This is a genomic window from Rhodanobacter sp. B05 (genome assembly GCF_002001085.1).
Classification (GTDB): Bacteria; Pseudomonadota; Gammaproteobacteria; order Xanthomonadales; family Rhodanobacteraceae; genus Rhodanobacter.
In genome coordinates this window covers 94,778-116,749 of sequence record NZ_MUNU01000015.1, presented here as the reverse complement: position 1 = coordinate 116,749, position 21,972 = coordinate 94,778, and the positions used below count along the sequence as shown (strand labels likewise).

Annotated in this window: 15 protein-coding genes; 10 read left to right on the top strand and 5 right to left on the bottom strand. The window is 62.3% G+C overall.

Going from position 1 to position 21,972, the window contains the following annotated elements:
- Positions 1 to 16 precede the first annotated feature (16 nt).
- The 4 genes from B0E47_RS09290 to B0E47_RS09275 form a co-directional block, all read right to left on the bottom strand.
- Entirely contained in the window at positions 17 to 1,417 is a 1,401-nt protein-coding gene (locus tag B0E47_RS09290; RefSeq protein ID WP_077513979.1) for an aminotransferase class III-fold pyridoxal phosphate-dependent enzyme, read from the bottom strand.
- A gap of 55 nt (positions 1,418 to 1,472) precedes the next feature.
- Positions 1,473 to 2,168: an MtnX-like HAD-IB family phosphatase gene (locus B0E47_RS09285; protein WP_077513978.1), complete on the bottom strand. Its 696-nt coding sequence runs from the start codon at positions 2,166 to 2,168 to the stop codon at positions 1,473 to 1,475.
- Between the two features lie 378 nt (positions 2,169 to 2,546).
- Positions 2,547 to 3,920, bottom strand: a complete 1,374-nt coding sequence (locus tag B0E47_RS09280; protein WP_077513977.1) for an ATP-binding protein — start codon at positions 3,918 to 3,920, stop codon at positions 2,547 to 2,549.
- A complete protein-coding gene (locus B0E47_RS09275; protein ID WP_077513976.1) occupies positions 3,917 to 4,576 on the bottom strand; it encodes a response regulator transcription factor in 660 nt (219 codons plus the stop codon). The genes B0E47_RS09280 and B0E47_RS09275 overlap by 4 nt, the downstream gene beginning before the upstream one ends.
- A gap of 387 nt (positions 4,577 to 4,963) precedes the next feature.
- Here B0E47_RS09275 and B0E47_RS09270 point away from each other — a divergent pair, with 387 nt between their 5' ends.
- From B0E47_RS09270 to B0E47_RS09255, 4 genes are all read left to right on the top strand, one after another.
- Complete coding sequence (locus tag B0E47_RS09270; RefSeq protein ID WP_139351408.1) at positions 4,964 to 6,805, top strand: hypothetical protein; 1,842 nt, start codon at positions 4,964 to 4,966, stop codon at positions 6,803 to 6,805.
- A 36-nt stretch (positions 6,806 to 6,841) separates the two neighbouring features.
- Positions 6,842 to 7,237: a hypothetical protein gene (locus B0E47_RS09265; RefSeq protein WP_077513974.1), complete on the top strand. Its 396-nt coding sequence runs from the start codon at positions 6,842 to 6,844 to the stop codon at positions 7,235 to 7,237.
- 357 nt (positions 7,238 to 7,594) lie between these two features.
- Positions 7,595 to 10,630 (top strand): TonB-dependent receptor plug domain-containing protein, encoded by a 3,036-nt coding sequence (locus B0E47_RS09260; protein WP_077513973.1) that lies wholly within the window; start codon positions 7,595 to 7,597, stop codon positions 10,628 to 10,630.
- A 386-nt stretch (positions 10,631 to 11,016) separates the two neighbouring features.
- The gene (locus B0E47_RS09255) at positions 11,017 to 12,417 is read left to right on the top strand and encodes an MFS transporter (protein WP_217318911.1); all 1,401 of its coding nucleotides are present in this window, start codon (positions 11,017 to 11,019) and stop codon (positions 12,415 to 12,417) included.
- A 216-nt stretch (positions 12,418 to 12,633) separates the two neighbouring features.
- Here B0E47_RS09255 and B0E47_RS17020 read toward each other — a convergent pair whose 3' ends face one another.
- Positions 12,634 to 12,909 carry a hypothetical protein gene (locus B0E47_RS17020; protein WP_168171039.1) on the bottom strand — a complete coding sequence of 92 codons (276 nt, stop codon included), beginning with the start codon at positions 12,907 to 12,909 and terminating at the stop codon, positions 12,634 to 12,636.
- Here B0E47_RS17020 and B0E47_RS09250 point away from each other — a divergent pair.
- From B0E47_RS09250 to B0E47_RS09225, 6 genes are all read left to right on the top strand, one after another.
- Entirely contained in the window at positions 12,878 to 14,980 is a 2,103-nt protein-coding gene (locus tag B0E47_RS09250; protein WP_168171038.1) for a TonB-dependent receptor, read from the top strand. The genes B0E47_RS17020 and B0E47_RS09250 overlap by 32 nt on opposite strands.
- A 5-nt stretch (positions 14,981 to 14,985) precedes the next feature.
- Positions 14,986 to 16,170, top strand: coding sequence for a substrate-binding domain-containing protein (locus B0E47_RS09245; protein WP_077514233.1), 1,185 nt, complete (start codon positions 14,986 to 14,988; stop codon positions 16,168 to 16,170).
- A complete protein-coding gene (locus B0E47_RS09240) occupies positions 16,167 to 17,252 on the top strand; it encodes a hypothetical protein (protein ID WP_139351407.1) in 1,086 nt (361 codons plus the stop codon). The genes B0E47_RS09245 and B0E47_RS09240 overlap by 4 nt, the downstream gene beginning before the upstream one ends.
- A complete protein-coding gene (locus B0E47_RS09235) occupies positions 17,249 to 18,757 on the top strand; it encodes a hypothetical protein (protein WP_077513924.1) in 1,509 nt (502 codons plus the stop codon). The genes B0E47_RS09240 and B0E47_RS09235 overlap by 4 nt, the downstream gene beginning before the upstream one ends.
- Before the next feature lie 66 nt (positions 18,758 to 18,823).
- Positions 18,824 to 20,836, top strand: coding sequence for a substrate-binding domain-containing protein (locus B0E47_RS09230; RefSeq protein ID WP_077513923.1), 2,013 nt, complete (start codon positions 18,824 to 18,826; stop codon positions 20,834 to 20,836).
- A gap of 440 nt (positions 20,837 to 21,276) precedes the next feature.
- Positions 21,277 to 21,867 (top strand): cytochrome b, encoded by a 591-nt coding sequence (locus tag B0E47_RS09225; protein ID WP_077513921.1) that lies wholly within the window; start codon positions 21,277 to 21,279, stop codon positions 21,865 to 21,867.
- Positions 21,868 to 21,972 lie beyond the last annotated feature (105 nt).

Below are 21,972 nucleotides of genomic sequence, written 5' to 3'. Positions count from 1 at the left end.
CTGCACGCGGCCAAGCTCAGGCCTTCTTGGCCTTGGTCAACAGCTGATCCAGCAGGCTGATCGCCAGGTCAATCTCTTCATGGGTGATCTCCAGCGACGGCGCGAAGGTGATCACGTTCTTGTACCAGCCGCCCACGTCGAGCACGAGGCCGATCTTCTTGCCGTTGTGCTCGAGGTCGCCGGCCAGGCCGATGTCGACCATCCTGTCCAGCAGCGCCTTGTTCGGGGTGAAACCGTCGTCGGTGCAGATCTCCGCGCGCAGCGCGAGGCCCAAGCCATCAACGTCGCCAATTTCCTTGTGCTTCTTCTGCAGGTCGCGCAGGCCGTCGAGGAAATGCGCGCCCTTCTTAGGCACCGTGGTCTCGTAGTCCAGCTCGTAACCCATCTTGATCACTTCCAGACCCAGCGCGGTGCCGAGCGGGTTGGAGTTGAAGGTGGAATGGGTCGAGCCGGGCGGGAAGATCGTCGGGTTGATCAGCTCTTCGCGCGCCCACAGGCCGGACAGCGGATTCAGGCCGTTGGTCAGCGCCTTGCCGAACACCACGATATCTGGCGTCACGCCGAAATTCTCGATCGACCACAGCTTGCCGGTGCGCCAGAAACCCATCTGGATTTCGTCGGACACCATCAGGATGCCGTACTGATCCAGCACCTTCTTCAGCCCCTTGAAGAAGCCCATCGGCGGGATCACGTAGCCGCCGGTGCCCTGGATCGGCTCGACGTAGAACGCGGCGTATTCGCACTGGTTCGTCTTCGGATCCCAGATGCCGTTGTATTCGGTCTCGAACAGGCGCGCGAACTGATGCACGCAGCTGTCCGAATACTCTTCCGCGGTCATGCCCTTGGGGCGACGGAACGGATACGGAAACGGCAGGAACATCGCGCGCTCGCCGAAGTGGCCGAAGCGGCGGCGGTAGCGGTAGCTCGAGGTGATCGACGACGCGCCCAGGGTGCGGCCGTGATAGCCGCCCTCGAACGCGAACATCAGGCTCTTGCCGTTCTTGAAATTGCGCACCAGCTTCAGCGAATCCTCGATCGCCTGCGCGCCGCCCACGTTGAAGTGCACGCGGCCGTCCAGGCCAAACTTCTTCTTCGCATCCAGCGCCACCGTCTTGGCCAGCTCGATGCGGGTCTGGTGCAGGTACTGGCTGGCCACCTGCGGCAGGCGGTCGATCTGCTCCTTCAGCACGTTGTTGAGGCGCTGGTTGCCGTAACCGAAGTTGACCGCCGAGTACCACATCTGCAGATCGAGGAACGGCGTGCCGGCGGTGTCGAACATGTAGCTGCCTTCACCGTGACGGAAGATCTTCGGCGGGTCCACGTAATGCACGGTGTCGCCGAAGGAGCTGTACTTCGCCTCGTCGGCGAGCAGTTGCGCGTCGTCGATGAAGCCGGCGGCGGTCTTGTCGATTTTCATGGGGAACGTCCGGGATGATTCGGGAATTCGGAAGGGATAAGGCGGAACCGCGCGATCAGGCGTGCGCGTGCTCGCGGTGGACGTGGCTGACCAGGCTGCCGTCGACCAGCTTGGGCAGGAACTCCAGCGCATCCTCGAAGCCGGTGATCGGCACGTAGTCGATGCCGGCGGCGCGGCAATGCTCGATCAGCCGGTGCTTGGCGAACACGAAGTCGACGCGATCGGCCGCGCAGAAATCCGACGCACCGTCGCCGATCAGCAAGGTCTTCGCGCCGGTGGTGCGGGCCTGCGCCACGCAGGCGCACTTGCAGGTGCCGCTGCGGCAACCCTCGGCCTGGAACGGCGAGGTCAGCTGCCACTGCCTCGGCGGCTCGGCCGGGGCCAGATGATTCGCCGCCAGCGGCAGCGAATCCAGGCCGTAACGGCCCAGAATCCGGTGGATCGCATAGTCGAGGCCGTCGCTGACGATGCGGATCGGCACATTCAACTCGCGCGCCTTCGCCACGAATCCGGGAAACGCGTGATCGATCCACAGCCCGGCCAGATGCGTGTCCAGCTCGTCACGCGTCATCTGCAACAGATCGACCTGGCCGGCCATGCATTCGCGCGACCCAATGCGACCGGCGCGCCAATCCTGCTCCAGCACTTCCCAGCCGGGCCGACCGAAGCGATCAAGCAGTGAGTCGATCACGTCCTCGACGGAAATGGTGCCGTCGAAATCGCACAAAATGGTCCAGCCAGACACGGCCATCACAAACTCACGTCAGTAGCAATACCGGAGAGTTTAGAAAGGCTGCCTTTCGGGGTCCTTTCCTGCGCCAACGACGGTGCAGTGGCCGGTTGCCCGGTACGTCGATGCAAACTGAAGTTCATGCCGGCCCGTTTTGCGAGACAACATGCCAGTCTGTTTGACCGCGAAACAGGGGTTGCCGAGATGCGCGATTACGTCGCACGCGTCGTTACAGAGGCGGCGTCGCCAACGCGCCGCGCATAGTCGCCGTCAGGGTTCGGACGAATGGAAAACCCCCTGCCGCCGGCGCAACGGGCGAATCCCCCACGCGCAAGCAAACTTTTCCTGCCCCGCACCTCGCCAGGACGTATCGTCATTACCCGTGGACGCCTCGACGGATCAGTGCTGCGCAGGCGAATCGCTGACGGGGATCTCGAAGGTAACGCACAGGCCACGCCCGTTCGCGCCGGATTCCGCGTAGATGCGACCGTTATGCAGCTGGATGACACTGCGGCAGATGGCAAGTCCCAGCCCGCTGCCACGATCCTCGGTGGAGGACTGGTTGAAGCGGACGAAGCGCTCGAACGCCCGACCGCACTGTTCAGGGGTGAGTCCCGGCCCCTCATCCTCGACGCTGACCCGCCAGCAATGCGGCACAAACTCCGAATGCAGGGTGATCAGGCCCCCCGGCGGAGAGGCCCGCAACGCATTCGTGAGAATGTTGAGAACCACCTGCCGCAACCAGCGCTCCTCAAAGGCCACCCTGCCCTGGCCACGATGCGTGCATTGCAGACGACGCCCCTGGTGTTCGGTCAGCGCGCACACATCCTGCTCGAAGTTCTGCAGGAACGGATGCGGATCCTGCACGACCAGCTCCATACGGATGCCCTGTGCCTCGGCCCGCGACAAGAACAGCAATTCGTCCACCATCTGGTTGACGCGGGCCAGTTCCTCCAGCTGCACCAGCACCGCGTCCTCCTGCGGCTGGCTCAAGGTGCCATCGACAAGCAGTTTCTCGGCATGCAGCCGGACCAGCGACAACGGCGTCTTGAGCTCGTGCGATACCTCGGCGCTGAATTGACGCACCTGATTGAACGATGACTCGAGCCGATCGAACATCTGGTTGAGCAATCGGGCGAGGCCAGAGATCTCATCGTCCACCCCTGTCACGCTGATGCGCTCGGCGAGGTTGTCCGAACGGATGCGATTGGCCGTCTCGCCGATCAACCGCACCGGGCGCAGCATCAGACGGGAAAGGCCCAGCCCGATCGCAATGCTGGCCAGGATCATGCCCAGCAGCAGCGCCAGACTGACCTCGGTATAGGCCACCATGGCGCGCCGCACCTGGCCCATCGGCGTACCGATGCTGACGTCGAACGGCGACATCACGAACTCCGCGATGCGCAGTTCACCGATGCCCGCCATCGTGCCATTGAATACCCGCAGACCCTTCACGTCAGGCAACGGATTACCCGCAAGGTTCTTCGACCGGAACAGGTTGCCGTGGCCGTGCGAGTCGATGCTGATGTAGAACAGCACCGATGCATATTCGGTGGTCTGTCGGATACGTTCGTTGATGACGTCAGGGTTCAGCGACGCGTAGTCCGTACCGAGGCGCGCCTTGATCTGCTCGAACTCCGTGGCATTGAGCAGGTCAAGATCATGGATCACGTAATTCTGCAGCAACTGGTAGCCGGCAACGAACAGGCAGGCGAGCGTCAGCGTCGCACTCAGCGCATACCAGAACGTGATGCGCGTGCCGATCGACTTCATACCAGCTGGTAGCCGATACCTCGCAGGGTCTTGAACAGCGGCTCGCCTGGATCGGCCTCGAGCTTGGTACGCAGGCGACTCATATAGACGTCCAGCAGGTTGGTGTCGGCCAGCCCTGGCCAGATGCGCTCGGAAATATACGAACGCGTCAGGGTGCGTCCGGCGTTCTGCATGAAGATTTCCAGCAACGCGAATTCGCGGCTGGTCAGATCCACCGTCTGCTCCTTGAGCTTGACCGTGTGCCCGAGCAGGTCGAGTCGCACGCAGCGATGGGTGATCACTGTCTGCTTGACCGTCGACTGCCGGCGCAGCAGCGAGCGGACATGGGCGAGCAGTTCATCAAAACTGAAGGGCTTGGGCAGGTAGTCGTCGGCGCCAAGGTCCAGACCCTTGATGCGATCCTCCACCGTGTCGCGCGCACTGAGGATCAGCACAGCCTCGTTGAAGCCTGATCGACGCCACTCCGACAGCAGGTGCAAACCGTCGCCGTCGGGCAGGCTGAGGTCAAGAATGATCACGTCGTAATTCGTTTCCGCCAGTGCATCGCGCGCGTCTTCGCAGGTGCCAACCAGGCACACCGTGTAAGCACATTCGCTGAGCCCCTGCTTGAGAAACTGTCCGAGACGCTGTTGATCTTCAACGACGAGAATCTTCATGGCGCACCTGCCTGCCGACATTGCGCGGCGAGTGTAGGCCAGCATCGCGCCGAGTCGGTGACGCGATGCACAAATCATGGTGCCGGACAGGCCGGCGCCTCCAGGCAACGGCTTGAGTGGTCTTCCGTCAGCCACGCTTGTGTCGAAACGGATACCCGGAAGGCAAGTTCACGGCGCAGAAGTTCGCAGGCATGCCTGCCTGAAAGAATCTTAAGAATGGCTACAGGTATCCGTCAGGTCATTGCCCTAGGGTGCATGTCGGGCGGCGCAGGCGACCGCCGAACTGGACCGGGGACCGACGCTTTCGTCTTCATGGCCAAACCCGCTGGTTCGCCCCGTCGCATCCCCACTCCCATTTATCCGTGCCAATCGTCGAGGACAGAATCCATGGTTCGTTACGCAACGCTCTTGGCCACCGCCTTGATCGCATCACCGCTGCTGGCACAGACACCCGGGCAGAGTTATGCCCAGCATCTGGTGGATGAGACCCTGGCGACGCATCCGGACATCGCGATCATGGCGATGCACGTGACACCACCGAAACAGGCCGACAACGTCATCATCGCCTCCAACATCGGACGCATCGGCAAGAAGGCCGATTCCGACGACATGGGCGTCGTCAATACCGGCAAGCCGGTGCTGGAAGTGAACAAGGAAGGCGACCACTTCGAGGTCGAGCTGCCGCTGCAGGACGTTACCAGCGACACGGTGGGTGCGCTGAGCATTGTCTTTCCGTACAACGCCGGCGACGACAAGGCAGCACTGGCGAAACGCGCAGAGGTCGTGCGTGATGCGCTGCGGCGGAAGATATCCAACGTCGGCAACCTGACCCAGCCCTACCAGTTCGATCCGACCATCCCGACGCATACCTATGCGCAGCAGTTGGTCGATCAGACCATGGCCGCGCATCCGAAGCTGCTGATTCTGATGCTGCACATCGTGCCACCGGGCAAGTCGACCAACGTGGTCGTGGGCACGAGCATCGGGCGCTTCGGCAAGCCGGCCGACGACGATGACATGCGTGCGATCAATACCGGCATTCCCAACCTCGAGGTCAACGGTCGTCGCTTTGAGGTCGAGACGCGCCTGCTCGACGCCAGCGGGAAGACCCTCGGTGCGGTAGGCATCGTGTTTCCGTACAAACCCGGCGATGACAAGGAAGCGCTGAAGCGCGAGGGATTTGCGATCCGCGACGAGTTGCGCGCGAAGATCCCCACGTTGGCCAAGCTGATGGAGCCGGTAGCCCCGGTGGCTGTCACGGATCCCCACCCGACGGCCACGCTGATCGGGCGCAGCACCGATTGGCACCCCGGCTATTCCGGCGACTTCGACCACTTCGGTGTCGACGTCAAGGGCAACCGGCTGTTTCTGGCCGCAGAGGATCACGGCTCGGTGGAGCTGTTCAACCTCAAGACCGGCCAGCATGAGCGCACGCTCGACGGAATCGGCACCCAGACCCCGCATGCCTTTGTCTACCTGCCCAGGCACAACCGCCTGATCATCACTGACAGCGGCAAGAGCATGTCCAAGATCCTGGACGCCACCACCTTGAAGGTCGTGGGCCACATCAACCTGGCGCCCGGTGCCGACTCGGCTGAATACGATCCTTCGACCGGCCACCTATACATCGTCACCGGTGGCAAGGATGTCGGCATGAAGGACTGCTTCCTGAACGAGGTGGACCCGCTCACCGGTCACGTGTATGCGAAACTGAAATTCGACTCCGATCACGTCGAGGCCGTCAGGGCCGAGCAGCACGGTGATCGGCTGTTCGTGAACGTGGCCGACCAGAACTACGTAGCCGTGGTCGACAAGAAAACGCTCAAGGTGGTTGCGCGCTGGCCACTCAGCGGCGCCCGGACCAATCTGAGCATGGCACTGGACGAGGCCGACCACCGCCTGTTCGTCGGCACCCGTAACCCCAGCAAACTGTTCGTGCTCAATACCAACACCGGCGCCACCATGGCGATGCTGGACGCGCCGGCGACTTCGGACGGGCTGTTCTGGGACAGTGCTCGCAAACGTGTCTACGTACCCGGCGGCGACGGCCATCTCGGCGTGTTCCAGCAGGTCACCCCTGACCTCTATGCTGCGCGGCCGTGGATTGGCAGCGCCATCGGCGCCAAGTCGGGCATCGTCGTGCCACAGCTGAATCGCCTGTATCTCGCCGCTTCGCCCGGCGAACACGGCAAAGGCGGCGAAATCCTCTGGTTCGCGCTGGGCAAGTAGGAGCGAATGATGCGCCCGGATCGAAAGCGAAACGTGATGCCGTCGCGCAATCGACTGGCTGCACCGCCCGCGATGCTCTGCCTCGCCCTGCTGCCGATGCCGGGTCACGCCACGAGTTTCTGCCATCTCGGCTCCACAGCGACACTGCCGGGCAAGGCGCCGGCATGGGACTACCCGACCTGCGATGCCGCGCGGTCGCGCCAGTCCATCGGTCGACGGCACGATGGCGGCGACGTGTTCGACGCGACCACGCTCACGCTGGTTGCCACGACTGCCGGCCCCGAAGGGGCGAACAAGGTGATCCAGGTTCCTCAGCTCGATCGCCGATTCAGCGTGAACGGCGATAGCACAGGCACCGAGAGTGAATACCGCGATGGCGCCGTTCTACCCGAGCTTCCATTCGACCGGACGTTCACCATGTTGACCCACTAGAAAAACTGAAGTCGTTGATTTGCGCGCATTTGCAAATCTTGTCGCGTTGATGTGGATGGACAAGTCCGGGAGGGATTCCCAATGGCGTTTCCCTTGCAAACCCGAGCATGAATTTTCGCTTATTTGATTTTCAGCGTCAGTAGAGCTTCACCACCCAAGTTCGTCATACCTTCAAGTGCCTGGGGAGTGGCGTCCAGCGGGGAAGGCGGACCGAACGCAAATCTGCATCGAGGTAGTGGTATCACGACGATCGATTCATGCAAGCGTGAGCCGCCAATCCCGGATGCCTCCAATCAATCGATGAATCCACGCCGCCGGACGTAGAGAATACGCAGGCAGCTTCCCGGGGAGGGAATCATGGCTCAGCAAAAGTTGCCCGCACTATCCTGCATCGCTGTCGCGCTGACCGCCTGCCTGGCTGCACCATCAGCATTTTCCACCACGGCGAACACCAGCAGCGGTACCCCGTCAGCGCAAGACTCCTCCGGACCGAATCATGAGAGCCCGGACAAGCAAGCTGCCGCTTCCACCGCCAAGCCGCCGTCGACCAAGACCACGCAACTCCAGCGAGTCGTTGTCACCGGAACCCTGGTAACGACCAACCCCGATGATGCAGCCGTTCCTGTCACTACCCTCGATGCGGACGACCTGAATCAGACCGGCGTCTCCAGCGACATGCTCAGCACACTGAGCAAATCCATTCCCGCTTTCGCCGGCCGCAGCAATGCCGGCGCCAGCAATGCGCAGAACCATAACCAGTTCACCGCCGGCGGCTCCCAGATCGAGCTGCGCAATCTGCCGACGCTGGTACTGGTGGACGGCCAGCGCATGGCGCTGGACGGTGTCGCCGGCCTGAGTGGCAGCAAGAACTTCGTCGACATCAGCCAGATTCCGGCCGTCGCGCTGGAGCGCGTCGATGTGCTCACCGACGGCGCCTCCTCGCTCTATGGCGCCGATGCCGTCGGCGGTGTGGTGAATTTTGTTCTCAAGCACGACTACCACGGCGTGACGATCGGCACTCATTACGGAGTAGCCGACGGCGGTTACCACGATCGTTCCGCATTTGTGACGGTGGGTGGAGACGTTGGCCCGGTGAATGTCACCGCCACCGTGAGCGACTCCAAGACCAGCCCGCTCTTTCAGAGCGCTCGCGCGTTCACCAGCCCGCAATACGGTGTCACCCCGGGCACCGGCTTGCCCGGCGTCGTCGGCGCGGGCAGCTATGTGCTGGGGCCAGGGCTGCTCTCGCCCCCCGTTCCGACCGGTACCGCCGCCACTGCCGGCAGCTACGCGGATCTTTCTCCCGGTGTCTACAACGCCACCAGTGCCCCGCAGCTGTCCAACCGATTCGACTATTCGAAGTACGCCATGCTGCTGCAGCAGCAGGAGCACAAGAGCTTTGTCGCGACGATCACCTCGCAACCATTTTTCGATGGTCGGGTGACCGCCTTCGGCGACATCGTGCTATCGCAGAACAAGGTTCAGTCGACCGCGTGGCAGGCGGGGGGTCAGCCCTTCTCTTTCGCCTCGCTCAACGTTCCGGCCGGCTCGCCCTACAACCCGCTGACCACCAACGCGGCGGGCGTGACATTTGCCGACATGTCCCGACCCAAGGGAGTGTTCGATACCACCGACGCGAGTCGCTTCTCCGCCGGACTCAAGGGCAAGCTTTCCGATTCGTGGACCTGGCAGACAACCGTCGATTACAGCGACAGCAGACTGGAAGAGCGCGATACGAATTTGCTGTTCAAGCCCAATCTGGCGTCTGCCGTCGCCGGTGGTTATGACGCCAATGGCAACGCTGTTGCTGGAGGTACCTACAGCAAGGTGTTCGGCGGCTACTCGATCAACAATGCGATGGTGCTGCAGCCGGCACTCGACCCGTTCGCCATCACGGGCAACTCGGCGGCCGCGCTGGCCAACGTCTTCGGTACCGAGGTGTTGAACGGTGACAGCAAGCTGTATTCCTGGGACGCACATGTCGCCGGCGATGCCTTCGCTCTGCCCGCGGGCCATGTGAGCGTCGCGGTCGGCGTGGGCTTTCGACGTGAATCCGTATCCGGCTACGCCGATCCGAACGGCCGCGTCACCGATCCGGTCACCGGTTCCACCGCGGGTAATGCCCAGAATTGGGCCAATGGCCTGTACACCGATCCATTCGGTCACGGCCGGAACGTCAGCGCCGCATACGCTGAAGCACTGATTCCGATCGCATCGAGCAGCATGAACGTGCCGGGCCTGCACCAGCTCGACCTCACCCTGGCAGGTCGATTCGAACACTACAGCGATGCCGGCAACGGCACCTCGCCGAAGGTCGGTTTCCGCTGGGAACCCTTCGACAACCAGTTCGTGGTGCATGCCACCTACACCAAATCGTTCGCCGCACCCCCGCTTTATCAGGCCTACGGACCGTTCGACACTCGCCCGGTCACCGACAACCTCATCGGTATCGTGTTCGGCAAGCCGTATGCCGTGGGCAATACGTTCAATGGCGAAGACGGCGTCAATCCTTCGCTCAAGCCTTCCACGGCGAAGTCGAGTTCGATCGGCTTTGCCTTCCATCCGAACTTCATCAGCGGCCTCACACTGACCGCGGATTACTCTTCGATCACCGTCAGCGGTTTCCCGGGTGGCGCGGACTTCACCCGCATCCTGCAATCGGTCAACGACTCGGGTTCGGCGTCCCCGTATTTCGACAGCGTGAGCACGGGCAACTTCACCAATCTCGGCGGCACCAGCCCCTTTGGAACCCCTGGATCGCTGAAGGCATTCCTGACAAACCCGGTCACCGGTCAGCCCGATCCAGGCAAATACTCCCAGCTCTACGTCATTGACCGATTCCGCAACCAGAGCAAGCTGGTCGAGCACTCTTGGCTGTTGGGGCTGGACTACATTCTGCCCTGGAGCGAGCACGGATCCTGGGAGCTGTCGAGCAAGGGCGCCGTCTTCGATTCGTTCAAGTTCCAGCGTCGTCCGGGCGATTCGTACCAGCAGTACGCGGGCGCTGCCAGCAATATCGGCGTCTTCGCCGGCACCCTGCCGAGGTACCGTTTCTACTCGACGCTCAATTGGTCGCTTCAAAATCTGAATATTACCCTGGCGAATACCTACATTTCCTCAGTCGAGGATGAAGGAGCCGCTGGCACATCGCCAGGCATTCGGGTACCGAGTTACAGCGTGTGGGACTTGCGCGGTTCATACGGATGGACGCTCGGGGCGGGCGGTGGCGACGACGGCAACCAGCTCACGGTCGCGCTAGGCGTGAACAACCTCGACAACAAGATGCCACCGATCTTCCCCCGTTCCTTCACCAACCAGTTCACCACCAGCGATATCGGCACCTATTCACCTGTCGGCCGGCTCGTTTACGGCGAGGTGAAGATGACTTTCTGAGTCCAATTCGTTTGAGTCAGCGCAGACGCGCACCGATCGCGGATACGGCTTTTTCGCCGGCAGCAAGACGAAAAGGCCGCTACGGCGGACAACTGCATCACAAAAGCTGTACAGGTCAGGCAAAGCGAGTGGATGAAGCCCGGACCGGCCATGACTGGCCGGCCCGGGCCTGACACCGGATCTTCAACCGTGAGGCGACGCTTGCCATGGGGCGGTCCGCGACATCCACACGGGTGCGGCCAGCTGCTCGCCGATCGCGCGGCAGGTCACGCCTGCGGCGATCATTCCGCGATGAGGAAGCACGCGACGGCGTTATGCAAGCTGCCGGACTCGTCCCCGATCACGACAAATACCAGCTGTGTCATTCAAACCGGAGATAGCCGCCCGTGTCACACATCGAATCAGCCCGTATCGCCGCCAGGTTGGACCGGTTACCGCCGTCCCGCACCGTGTGGACCATCGTCGTCCTGATTTCGCTGGGCGGCGTATTTGAATTCTATGACCTGTTTTTCACGGGTTACGTAGCACCCGGCATGATCAAGTCGGGATTGTTCAGCCCACAATCGCTGGGCTTCTTCGCCAGCCTCGACAGCATCAAGGTGGCGGGATTCGGCAGCTTCGTGTTCAGCACGTTTGCCGGACTGTGGTTCGGTGTGGTGCTGCTGGGCCACCTGCCGGACCGCTACGGGCGCCGCCCGGTATTCACCTGGTCGTTGATCTGGTACGTGCTGTGCACTGCCATCATGGCGTTTCAGCAAACCGGTGAACTGTTGAACGTGTGGCGCTTCATCGCCGGCGTCGGCTTCGCCGTGCAATTGGTCACCATTGACACCTACATCTCGGAGCTGATCCCCAGTGCCGAGCGCGGGCGTGCGTTCGCCATCAATCAGTTCATCACCTTCTGCGTGGTACCGGTGGTCGCCCTGCTTGCCTGGCTGCTGGTGCCGATCGCACCGCTGGGGCTCGACGGCTGGCGCTGGGTCGTATTGATCGGCTCGATCGGCGCCGGAGCAGTGTGGTTGTTGATTCGGCGGATCCCGGAGAGCCCGCGCTGGCTTGCCCAGAAGGGTCGCTTCGATGAAGCCGAGGCCATCGTCTCGATGATCGAGCGCAAGGTCCGTGCGGAGACCGGGTGTGAGTTGCCGCGGCCCCGGCAAGAGTCGACCGAGGAGAGCGGCCACGGCGGATTTCGGGAGCTATTCTCCGCGCCCTACGCTCGCCGCACCGTGATGCTGTCGGTATTCAACATCGCACAAGTGATCGGCTTCTACGGATTTGCCGCATGGGTCCCCAGTCTGCTGATCGCCCGCGGGATCACCTTGACCCACAGTCTGGAATATTCGTTCATCATCGCCATCGCCAATCCGATCGGCCCGCTGCTGGGTACGCTGTTTGCCGACCGCGTGGAGCGCAAGCGGCAGATCATGCTGGGGCTGACGATCATGGGCGTGGCCATGCTGGCGTTCTCGCAAGCCAGCAGCCCCACCATCCTGATTGCGCTGGGCGTGCTGTTCACCCTCGCCGCCAACGTCATGTCCTACGCTTACCACAATTATCAGGCTGAACTTTACCCCACCCGCATCCGCGCCCGCGCCATCGGCTTTGTGTACTCGTGGAGCCGCATTGCCGCCGCCTTTGCCGGCCTGGCTATCGGCTATTTGCTCGGTGCGGGAGGCGTTCCTGCGGTGGCCATCTTCATCGCCATCGCGATGGTGGTGGGTATCGTCGTGATCGGCGTATTCGGGCCGGCAACCAAGGGTATTTCCCTGGAGAGAATCAATCATTGAGGTAGCACCACTGCAACGCTCGAGATCTCAGTCGAGTCAGCGAAGCACCCTATCGCACCATGGGATGTCTCGAACGGCGAAGCGTTCCTGAATCGATTTTAAGAAAGCTTTAAGGCTGCTTACAGGGTGCCGGCGTATGAGTGAGGCACGGCGCTTAACTAGGGGAATACGCCCGGCCCTGCCGGAAGCTGACCGTGGACCCGGAACCGACATTGGCTAAGAGCGCGGGCATCCGCGCTGGGGAGAAACGATGATGTTTGCTTCGAGCAAGAATGCGCTGGCATGTTCGATCCTGGCTGCGCTCTGTTTGGGCAGTCCTTCAGCATTGCTTGCCGCGACCGCGCCAAGCCAGCCGCTGGCCAGTGCTGCCGGGACCAGCGCAGTTGGACCGCAGAGCACGGCACCTGCGACGACGCCGCGCTCGAAGCAAGCCACGACGGCGGCACCCAAGGTGACGCAATTGAAATCCATCACGGTGACGTCGCCTTTCATTGCCAAAGCGGGCCACAGCGCACTGAAGATGGACGTGCAGGCGCGCGATACGCCGTTCTCGATTTCCACCTATACCGGCAGCTTCATCCACGCGATCGAGGCTGCGCAGGTCAACACGCTCTATCCCTACATGACCGGCGTCCAGGCCGCTGGCAACACCGGCGACGACCTGGTTTTCCGTGGTTTCACCAGCAGCGTCAACGACCAGAATTCGATTCTGGTCGATGGCCTGCCCGGATTGGCGACGCGCTTCGGATCTCCGGTCACGATCGGCATTTCGCGTATCGACGTGGTACGCGGGCCGGCTTCGGTACTCAACGGCGAGGAGCAGCCGGGCGGCTTCGTCAATCTGATCACCAAGAAACCCGAGGCCGATCCGCTGTACGAGTTCAGCGCCAGCGGCACCACCTACGATGGTTCCGGTATCGGCTTGACCGACAAACTCGGTGGCGACTTCGCCGCCGACCTCACTGGCCCGCTGGGCCACAGCGATCGGCTGCTGTACCGACTGGTCATGGACGACGCCAACGGCGACACGTTCCGCAACAACAGCTACTCCCACAGCATCTATTTCGCGCCCAGCCTGACCTGGAACGTCTCCAACAATACCAGCCTGACCGCGCAGTACGTGTTTCAACGCCTGAAGTACAGCTACGACACCGAACTGGTCGCGCCGAACAACAACATCGCCTTGGTCGCACCGATCATCACTCGCTATCAGCAGCCAAGCGATGAAGAGCACGAGTACGGCAGCGTGCTGACTCTGTTGTTCAACCACCAGTTCGCCAACGGCATCAGTTGGAGCCTGGACACGCGCAATGTCTGGCATACCGATGATGCCCACGGCTACGACGTCGCCTCGATCCTCAAGAACCTGCAGTACGTCGGACTGCGTGCCCGTGGACAGCTCAACAAGCGGCGTTACGATTACCTCGACACCAATCTGCATATTCCATTCAACACTTTCGGCATTCAGCACAACTTGGTGGTCGGGTTGACGGACGGGCGCGATGTGGCCGACTTGAACCGGACGCAATTTTACAATGCGCCAAGCACCGGGCCGAATGCGCTCACCATGAGCATTTACGATCCGGTCTACGGTCTTGCACCGGAGCTGTCGTCGCTGCCGCTGTATGCCCCCGGCAATGCCAGCGTGCTAACGCACCGCTTCACCACGACCTACAGCTACGGCACCTATTTCGCTGACATGATGACGCTGTCCAGTCATTGGAAAGCCACGCTGGGCCTGCGCTATTCGCATGACCGCCAGGCCATCGAGGAGCTGAGAGTCGCCGGCGTGCCATCGAGCAACAAGGCCAACAGCAAGGTATTGCCGATGGCCGGACTGATCTACCAACCGAATGAACACTGGAGCAACTACATAAGCTACAGCACTTCCTATGTGCCACCCTCTGCCAACGCGATCGACATCAATGGCGTCAACAACTTTGTGCCTACATCGGCCGATCAAGTCGAGGCGGGCAGCAAGGTCAATTTCCTGGACAACCACGTGTCGGCAACGCTGGCCGTGTTTCGCATCAACGAAAAAAATACCCTGAGCAGCTTCAAGTGCGCGGACTACGGCACCTGCTACACGCAGGTCGGCAAGGCGCGTTCGCAAGGGGCCGAATTGGAGGTGAACGCGCGTCCGTTGCCAAACTGGCAATTGACCGCCGGCTACGCCTTCACGGTCGCGCAAATTACTTCGTCGACGAATCCAGCGCAAGTCGATACGAGGCTGCCCAATGCACCTGAACACAGCGCGCACCTCTGGTCGCGTTATGACTTCCGCTCGTCGAGTTTGCAGGGTCTGGGTTTCGGCGTGGGCGTCATCCGCAGCGGCGAACGGGCCGGCCTCACGCCGACGGCGGTCAATCAACCGGTACTGCAACTTCCGGCCTACACCCGCGTGGATGCCGCGCTGTACTACAACCGCGACCAGTACGCACTGACACTGAAGGTGGAAAACCTGTTCAACAAGATCTACTACCAGAGTTCGTCTTCCAACCTCGCGGTATTGCCTGGAAACCCACGTCTCATCACCTTGTCCGCGAGGTTCTTCTTCGAATGAGCGCGATGAAAAAGTTCCCACGGCTCCGCCAGCGCCGTCCTTGCGTGAGCTTCTTCGCAGGCATGCTGGCTTGCGCGCTGATCAATTCAGCACAGGCTTCCACTCATCCGACCCAGATCGAACTGCTGCTGCCGCCGGCACCAAAACACGCCATTCAGACGCCCGAGCAGGACGCCGCTGGCGAGAAATCCGGGCGCCCCCTGCCGGCACCGGAGATTCTGCAACCGACTCTGGACCCCACGCTACCGGCTTTCAATCCGCACTACGGGCACACCCTCAAGGGTTCACTAAGCATGGCGTCCTCGGATGTTTTGCCAGGCCTCGTGGGTGCATGGATCGCCAGTTTCAAAAAGCTTTACCCCCATGTGCACGTGAACTTCGGTCCTCCTTATGAGGGCACCCATGCCGAGGCGGAGATGAACCACGGCAAGATCGACATCGCCTTCGTTTCGCGTGAGCTGAAGCCGACCGATATCGCCACATTCGTCACCGATCATGGCTATCCGCCACTCAGTGTGCCGGTGTCCGGCGGCTCTTACCGACATTTCGGATTTCTCGATGCCGTCAGCTTTTTCGTCAACCAGGCCAACCCGGTCGAGCACCTGAGCCTGGCCCAGCTTGACCAGATCCTGTCGAGCTCGCACTTGCGTGGCGGCAGCACAGCCAAGACGTGGGGGGATGTCGGTGTGACCGGCGACTGGGCCAGTCATCCGATCCACGTCTATGCAATCAAGCCCTGGAACGGGTTCGAGGAATTTGTCCGCCAGCGCGTGCTGGACGCCGATGGACAGCGTGGCCACTGGCGAAAGGATTTGCACTTCGACCATCTGGTGTTTCCGGTCGCCGATCGGGTGGCCGCCGACCCGGATGGCATCGGCTACGCGGGCCTTGCCTTCGTCGATGTGCCGGTAAAGTTGATTTCGATCGGCACGGAGGGTCAATTCGTGGCACCCGCCTACAGTAACGTCGCCGACGCCAGTTATCCGCTGAGTCGTTTGATCTACGCCAACGTGAATCGCAAGCCCGGGAGTGCCATGAATCCGGCGCTGCAGGAGTTTCTCCGGTTCGTGTTGAGCCAACAAGGCCAGCAGATAGTGCGCAACGAGGCCATTTTCCTGCCGTTACGGGAGTTCCAGTGCAAGGCGGCCAGATCGTTGCTTGGGCCGACGTCGCCGGGAGTACATCCATGATGGTACCGACCGCGTACGTTCGCCGCGGAGCAAGCCGTCGATGTGTCGGTGCGTGCGCGCTCCTGCTGGTCGGATCGATGGTCAGCGGGTCGCTCGGCGCGACCGAGCTGCCGCTTCGCGTCAGCCATCGGATAGCCGTTCCTTCAGCAGCGCCAGTCAGCGGAATCGGCTTTGACGCCACGGGTGCGCACGCCTACGTGGCCACCGGCGCCACGGTGGATGCGCTCGACGTCGCGTCGGCCCGCCAGACCGGTACCCTGCAGCTGCCCGCCGCGGCGGTGGCCATGGCCATCGATCCGCAGGACGGCAAGGGCTACGCGGCCATCGCCGCACCCTCGGAACTGGTGGTATTTCAGCTGCATCCACTGCACATCGAGTCGACGATTCCGTTGCGCGACGGCGTGCCCTCCGCACTGCTCTACGCGTCGTCTGAGCGCGCGCTGTACGTGTTGAGTCGCGCAAGCTCGACCATTGCACGCTGGGACGCCGCCAGCGGCAAGCGCACCGGACAGGTTCGTCTGTCCGGCAAACCGGGGCAGATGGCAACTAACGCTCGCGGCACCCTTTATGTCGCCAATACAACAGGCAATGCCATCGATGCGGTGGACGAGCACGGCATGAACAACCTCGGTGCGATTCCCACCAAGGACTGCGTCGGACCGACCGGGCTGGCGATGGACCCGATCGGCCGCCGACTGTTTGTCTCCTGTCAGGACGGCGCCCGCACGGTAATCGATACGGACCTAGGCTTCACCTTCGAGTCCTTTCCCGCGGGCACGCCGGGACCATCGCAGATGATCTTCGCCATGCATCCTTTCGGCGCTGGCGGTTGGAAGGGTGCGGCGTTCAATGCTGGCGACAATGGCGAGCTGGCGGCGCTGCGCATGAACGCCTTCGTAAACTACAGCGCGGGCGGCACCTACGCGCTGGACGGCAAGGTCCAGGCGATCGCTCTGAATGCTCCCGCTGGCCAGCTCTGGTTGGCGCTCGATCGGCCGCGGCCCACTACAACGGATGCCAATGCGCCGGCAGAGCATGCCGAGTTGCTGGTGTTGACCCCGAGCGAAGGATGCACCCCATGAATCGAGTGTTGCTCAGTTTCCTCGGATGCGTCGTGGCCTTTGGCTTCAGCCAACCCCCTCTGCAAGCCGCGCCACTGCCCTGGTCCGCGCTGAAGGGCAAGCCGGTGCTGTTCGTGACGGGCAAGACCGATCCCGGCGAGCCCAACGACGACGCCCTTGTGCGCCAGCATCTGGAACAAATCGGCTTCAAGGTCACCACGGCCGATGCATCGGTGTCGCCATCCGCGGTGAGCGGCATGAGCCTGATCGTGATTTCCTCCACCGCCGACGCCCACGAACTGCAAGCGAAGTTTGCGCAGACGCCGGTGCCGGTGTTCACCTGGAACACCTTCGACTATCCCAACCTCGGCATGACGGGTCCCCAACTGCATCGGGACTTCGGTGTGGTCGATCCGATCCAGCACTACGCGGAAAGTTTTTCGATCCTGTATGGCTATGGCGCCAACACCACATCAACCATCAGCCGGGCGGTCGGGCTCAGGCCACAACTGTTCGGCACGCTGTATCTGGAGCCCGGCTCGATCGGCTGGGCAAATCCAGGCCCTGGTGCCACCGTCATCGCGGACTTCGAAGGCAAGCCGCAACGGGCCGCCGTGTTCACCTATGAGCGCAAGGCAAGCCTGGCCGATGGCGCGACTGCGCCAGCTCGCCGGGTCGGCTTCTATCTCGCCGACGGCAATTTCCACCTGCTCACCGACGTGCACGGGCCGGCGGCAAACGATCCGCAGGTGCGTCAATGGGCGATCGGTCTGAAGCTGTTCGACGAGGCGATTCGCTGGGCGGCCAGCCCCCCGCAGGCAGTGGCGCCATACGACCCCGCCGCACTGGACGCGCGGATAAGGGGCGTGGCGCACGGCAAGAAGGTTCTATACGTCGAGCGGGTCGACGCTGGCGAGGGTCGTGAGGCCGACGAGCATACCGTTGCGCACCTGCGCAGCCTGGGCTTCGAGGTCACGATTGCTGACCAGACCGATCCACAGACCCGCGCCAACGGCGAGGACCTGATACTCATCTCATCCTCGTGCTCGAAATACAAGCTCGCCAACAAGTATGTAGACACCGCGGTGCCACTGATCACGCTGGAGGGGCTGTATGCCGACGCACTGCATCTGGCCGGCCGCGACCGCTATGCCGACTATGGGGAGCACGGCGAGGAGAAGGAGAGTGACGATCCGCCGGACAACTACCTCGACATCGTAGGCGCCTGGAATCCGATGGCGGCCGGCTTGCCGGCAGGACTGGTGAAGTTTACGGAGCATCCCGGCGTACTCAAGTGGGCTCGCCCGACGCCCGACGCAATCGTCATCGCCACCTTGCCAAATTCACCGAATGAACGCGCCATCTTCGGTTATCCCGAGCACGCCGTCATGGCAGACGGTTTTATCGCTCCGGCACGGCGCGCCCTGCTGCCACTGGACAACCCCAGCTTCGATGACCTGACGGCGCAGGGTCATGCGCTGTTCGATGCGGTCGTGCTGTGGACCGTCAGCGGGAAGCGCCCCTGACATGCCGGCCTGGCGGCGACTGGCGGAACAACGGGGTCGATACCTCGGCCGTCGGAATCGCCGCTGATGTTCGGTGTCGGGCACTCACACGGGCTGGCGCGGACGGCGTGGACCATAGCTGTCGCGCTGCTTGGTGTCAGCCCATGTGGCGCGGCAAGCGTGGTGGCCGCAACGAGCATCGCGGCGACGTCTGCAGCCACGACGGACAGCCTGTATTGCATCGGCGCCAGCACGATGCAGCCGCTGGTTGCGGCGTGGGCCAAGGCATTCACTGCGCGTCGGCCTGACGTGCCGATCCGGGTGGCGGACACCACCCACTTTTCTGCTGCCGGCGTGACGGCCATGCTTGCCGGTCACGTCAATTGCGTCACCTTCGCGCGCGAGCCCTTTCCTGCCGAATCGGCTGCGCTGCGCGTGGCGCAGAGTGGCACCCCGGTCCTGGTACCGGTGGCTGGCGGCAGCTACGCCGCGCCGCACGGCACCTTCGCCATCGCGGTGTACGTCAACCGCGCCAATCCGCTGCGCGGTTTGACCATGGCGCAGTTGGCCACCTTGTTTTCGGGCAGCAGCGACGGACGGCCGCTGCGAAGGTGGGGACAGCTGGGTCTGCGTGGTCCGTGGACGGCGCAGCCAATCCACCTGTACGGCATGACCCCGCGGCGCAGCAACGGCAACCCGCCGGGCATCGTGAACTTTCTGGATCGTCGCGTGCTGCAGGGCCGACCTTGGCGTACGGACCTGCGCGTGCAGACCGATACCCCCGGACAGAGCGCCCTGAGTGCCATCGTGCAGCGAGTGAGTCAGGACCCTGACGGTGTCGGTTACAGCGGCTTTGGCTATGCCGTTCCCGCCGTGCATCCTGTCGCGCTGGCAGCGACCATGGACGGGCACTATGTCGCCGGTAATCCAGCCACCGTGGCATCGGCGCGCTATCCGTTGTCCCGGCAGATCTACCTCGGGCTGGCGCGGACCGACCGCGGCTGGCTGTCACCGCAGACATGCGCGTTTCTCTCCTTCGTACTTGGTGCCGACGGTCAGCAGCAGATCGCACGCAACTCAATGCACTTCGAGCCGCTTACGGCGCGACAACTTCGCGTGTCCCGACAGGCGTTGCAGCACGGCGGCTGCAACCCAGTGCAGCCACCTCCCGTGCGTCCAGTCAGTGCGCTGCCCGGCGAAGCCTACGCTGAGCCCGACGGCGCCATCCGGGTAGTCGGTTACAACGATATGCGCTGGATGCTGGAAGCACTGGATCGACAGTTCGAGGTCACTCATCCCGGCGTTCGCTTCGATCTCGTGCTCAAGGGAACACGCACCGCACCTGCCGCGCTGGCAGCCGGCACCAGCTTGTTCGCTCCGATGGGAGCTGAGTTTTCCGCCGCCGAACTGGCTGACTATCGGAAGGCGACGGGAGCCGACCCGGTCAAGTTTCGCGTCGCCCACGCGGCGCTCAATCCACTTGCGCGTTCTTCACCGTTGGCAATCTACGTCCATCGCGGCAATCCACTCGCAGTCGTCAACTTGCAGCAGCTGCGTGAAGTCTTCGCTAGGCCCCAAAGTATCCGACAATGGTCGCAGCTTGGTCTGACCGGAGAATGGGCGACGCGGCCGATTCATCCCTGCGGGCCGGCGGCTTCGACGGCTCTGGGCGTCTATTTCAGGCGACACGCCCTTGATGGCCAGCCGTATGCGGTGGACTATCTCGGCTTCCGCGAGTCAACCTTGGCGCTCGATCAAGCCGCGACTGATAGCGATGCGCTGTGCGTGGGCGATCTGAATCAGGCAAACGATAAGGTCCGCGTAGTGAGCCTCGCCCTCCCCGGTGGCAGTGAGGTCTCGTTCGGCTCGCGCGACGACCTTGTCTCGGGTCGGTATCCACTTGACCGCTATCTCTACATCTACATCCGCGCATACAACGATCCGCGCTCTGCTGCACTGCTGTGCCAGTACCTGCGTGCGGCGTGGTCGCCTGTGGGGCAGTCACTGATCAGCGCCTCGGCACCCGGTTACCTGCCGCTGAGCCCTTCCCGGGTGGTATCGGAATTGCGCCGTCTCAACCACATGCACTGCGGATCATGAACGCGGTGCACCCAGCCATCATGCGCGCAGGCGATGCTCCAGGGTCCAGAACCTCATCATTCGAGCAAGTGTGTATGCGCAAAAACAGCGACAGCCCACTGCTCATGCGCTTCGGCGCGCACACGCTATGGAAAGGATCGCCGACCTTCACCTGCGCAGTTGAGCGGCGCCATACCGGTCTGTTGGCCATGGCCGCAGAACCGCCGACCTACCCCGCAGTGCGCGGGCTGGGTGCAGCGGGCAGCCGCGCTGCGGTGACTCATCAGATCCTCCATCACGGTCGCCACCACGGACAATACACTCGCGCCGCTTCGGGATCGCCGCCGCAGGAACCACCATGATCAGGTCGCTCGTCGTCCTGCTCGTCTTTCGGCCCTCCCTCTCATGACACTCAACTTCCAAATTTCCGCCATATTTGTGCCACGATTCCTGGAGTCACCATGAACACCTCGCACTATTCAACCTGGACTCGTCGGCTGCACTGGCTTGTTTTCATTCTTGTCACCGTCACCCTGATTCTGATCTACGCACATAATTGGTCACCCAAGGGATCGGTCATTCAAGCGCAATTCAAGTGGGCCCACATGCAATTCGGCATAGCGATCTTGCTGGTGATGTTGCCGCGGGTGATTATGCGTCGACGTGGTGGGCGCCCGCATATTTTTCCACCGTTGCCCACGTGGCAGGACTGGCTCGCCCAGCTGATGCAATTCGTGTTGTACGTATTGCTGCTTGCCCTGCCGCTGCTCGGCATCGCCAACCGATTGTGGTCGCCCGAAGCCTGGAATTTTCTCGGCATTGCTCTGCCGCATGCGCCGGTGCCTGACAAGGTCTTTTCAAAACAGCTTTTGCGTATCCACGAAACACTCGGAAACGCATTGATGTATCTGGCGGGTGCCCACGCCGCCATTGCGCTGGTGCATCACTTCATACTGCGCGACAGCACACTGTGCGGCATGTTGCCGATCTGGCGCCGAGCGACCGCCACACACATGGATTCAGGGATGAGCATGGATGCGCAGGACGAATGACTGCGAGCGCCCGGTAAAGACATCTTCCTCATCGCACTCATGGCCATTGCGACACAACCTTGCTTCCACAGGAACGAGACGAGCAAGAGCAAGGTGACGAATGTA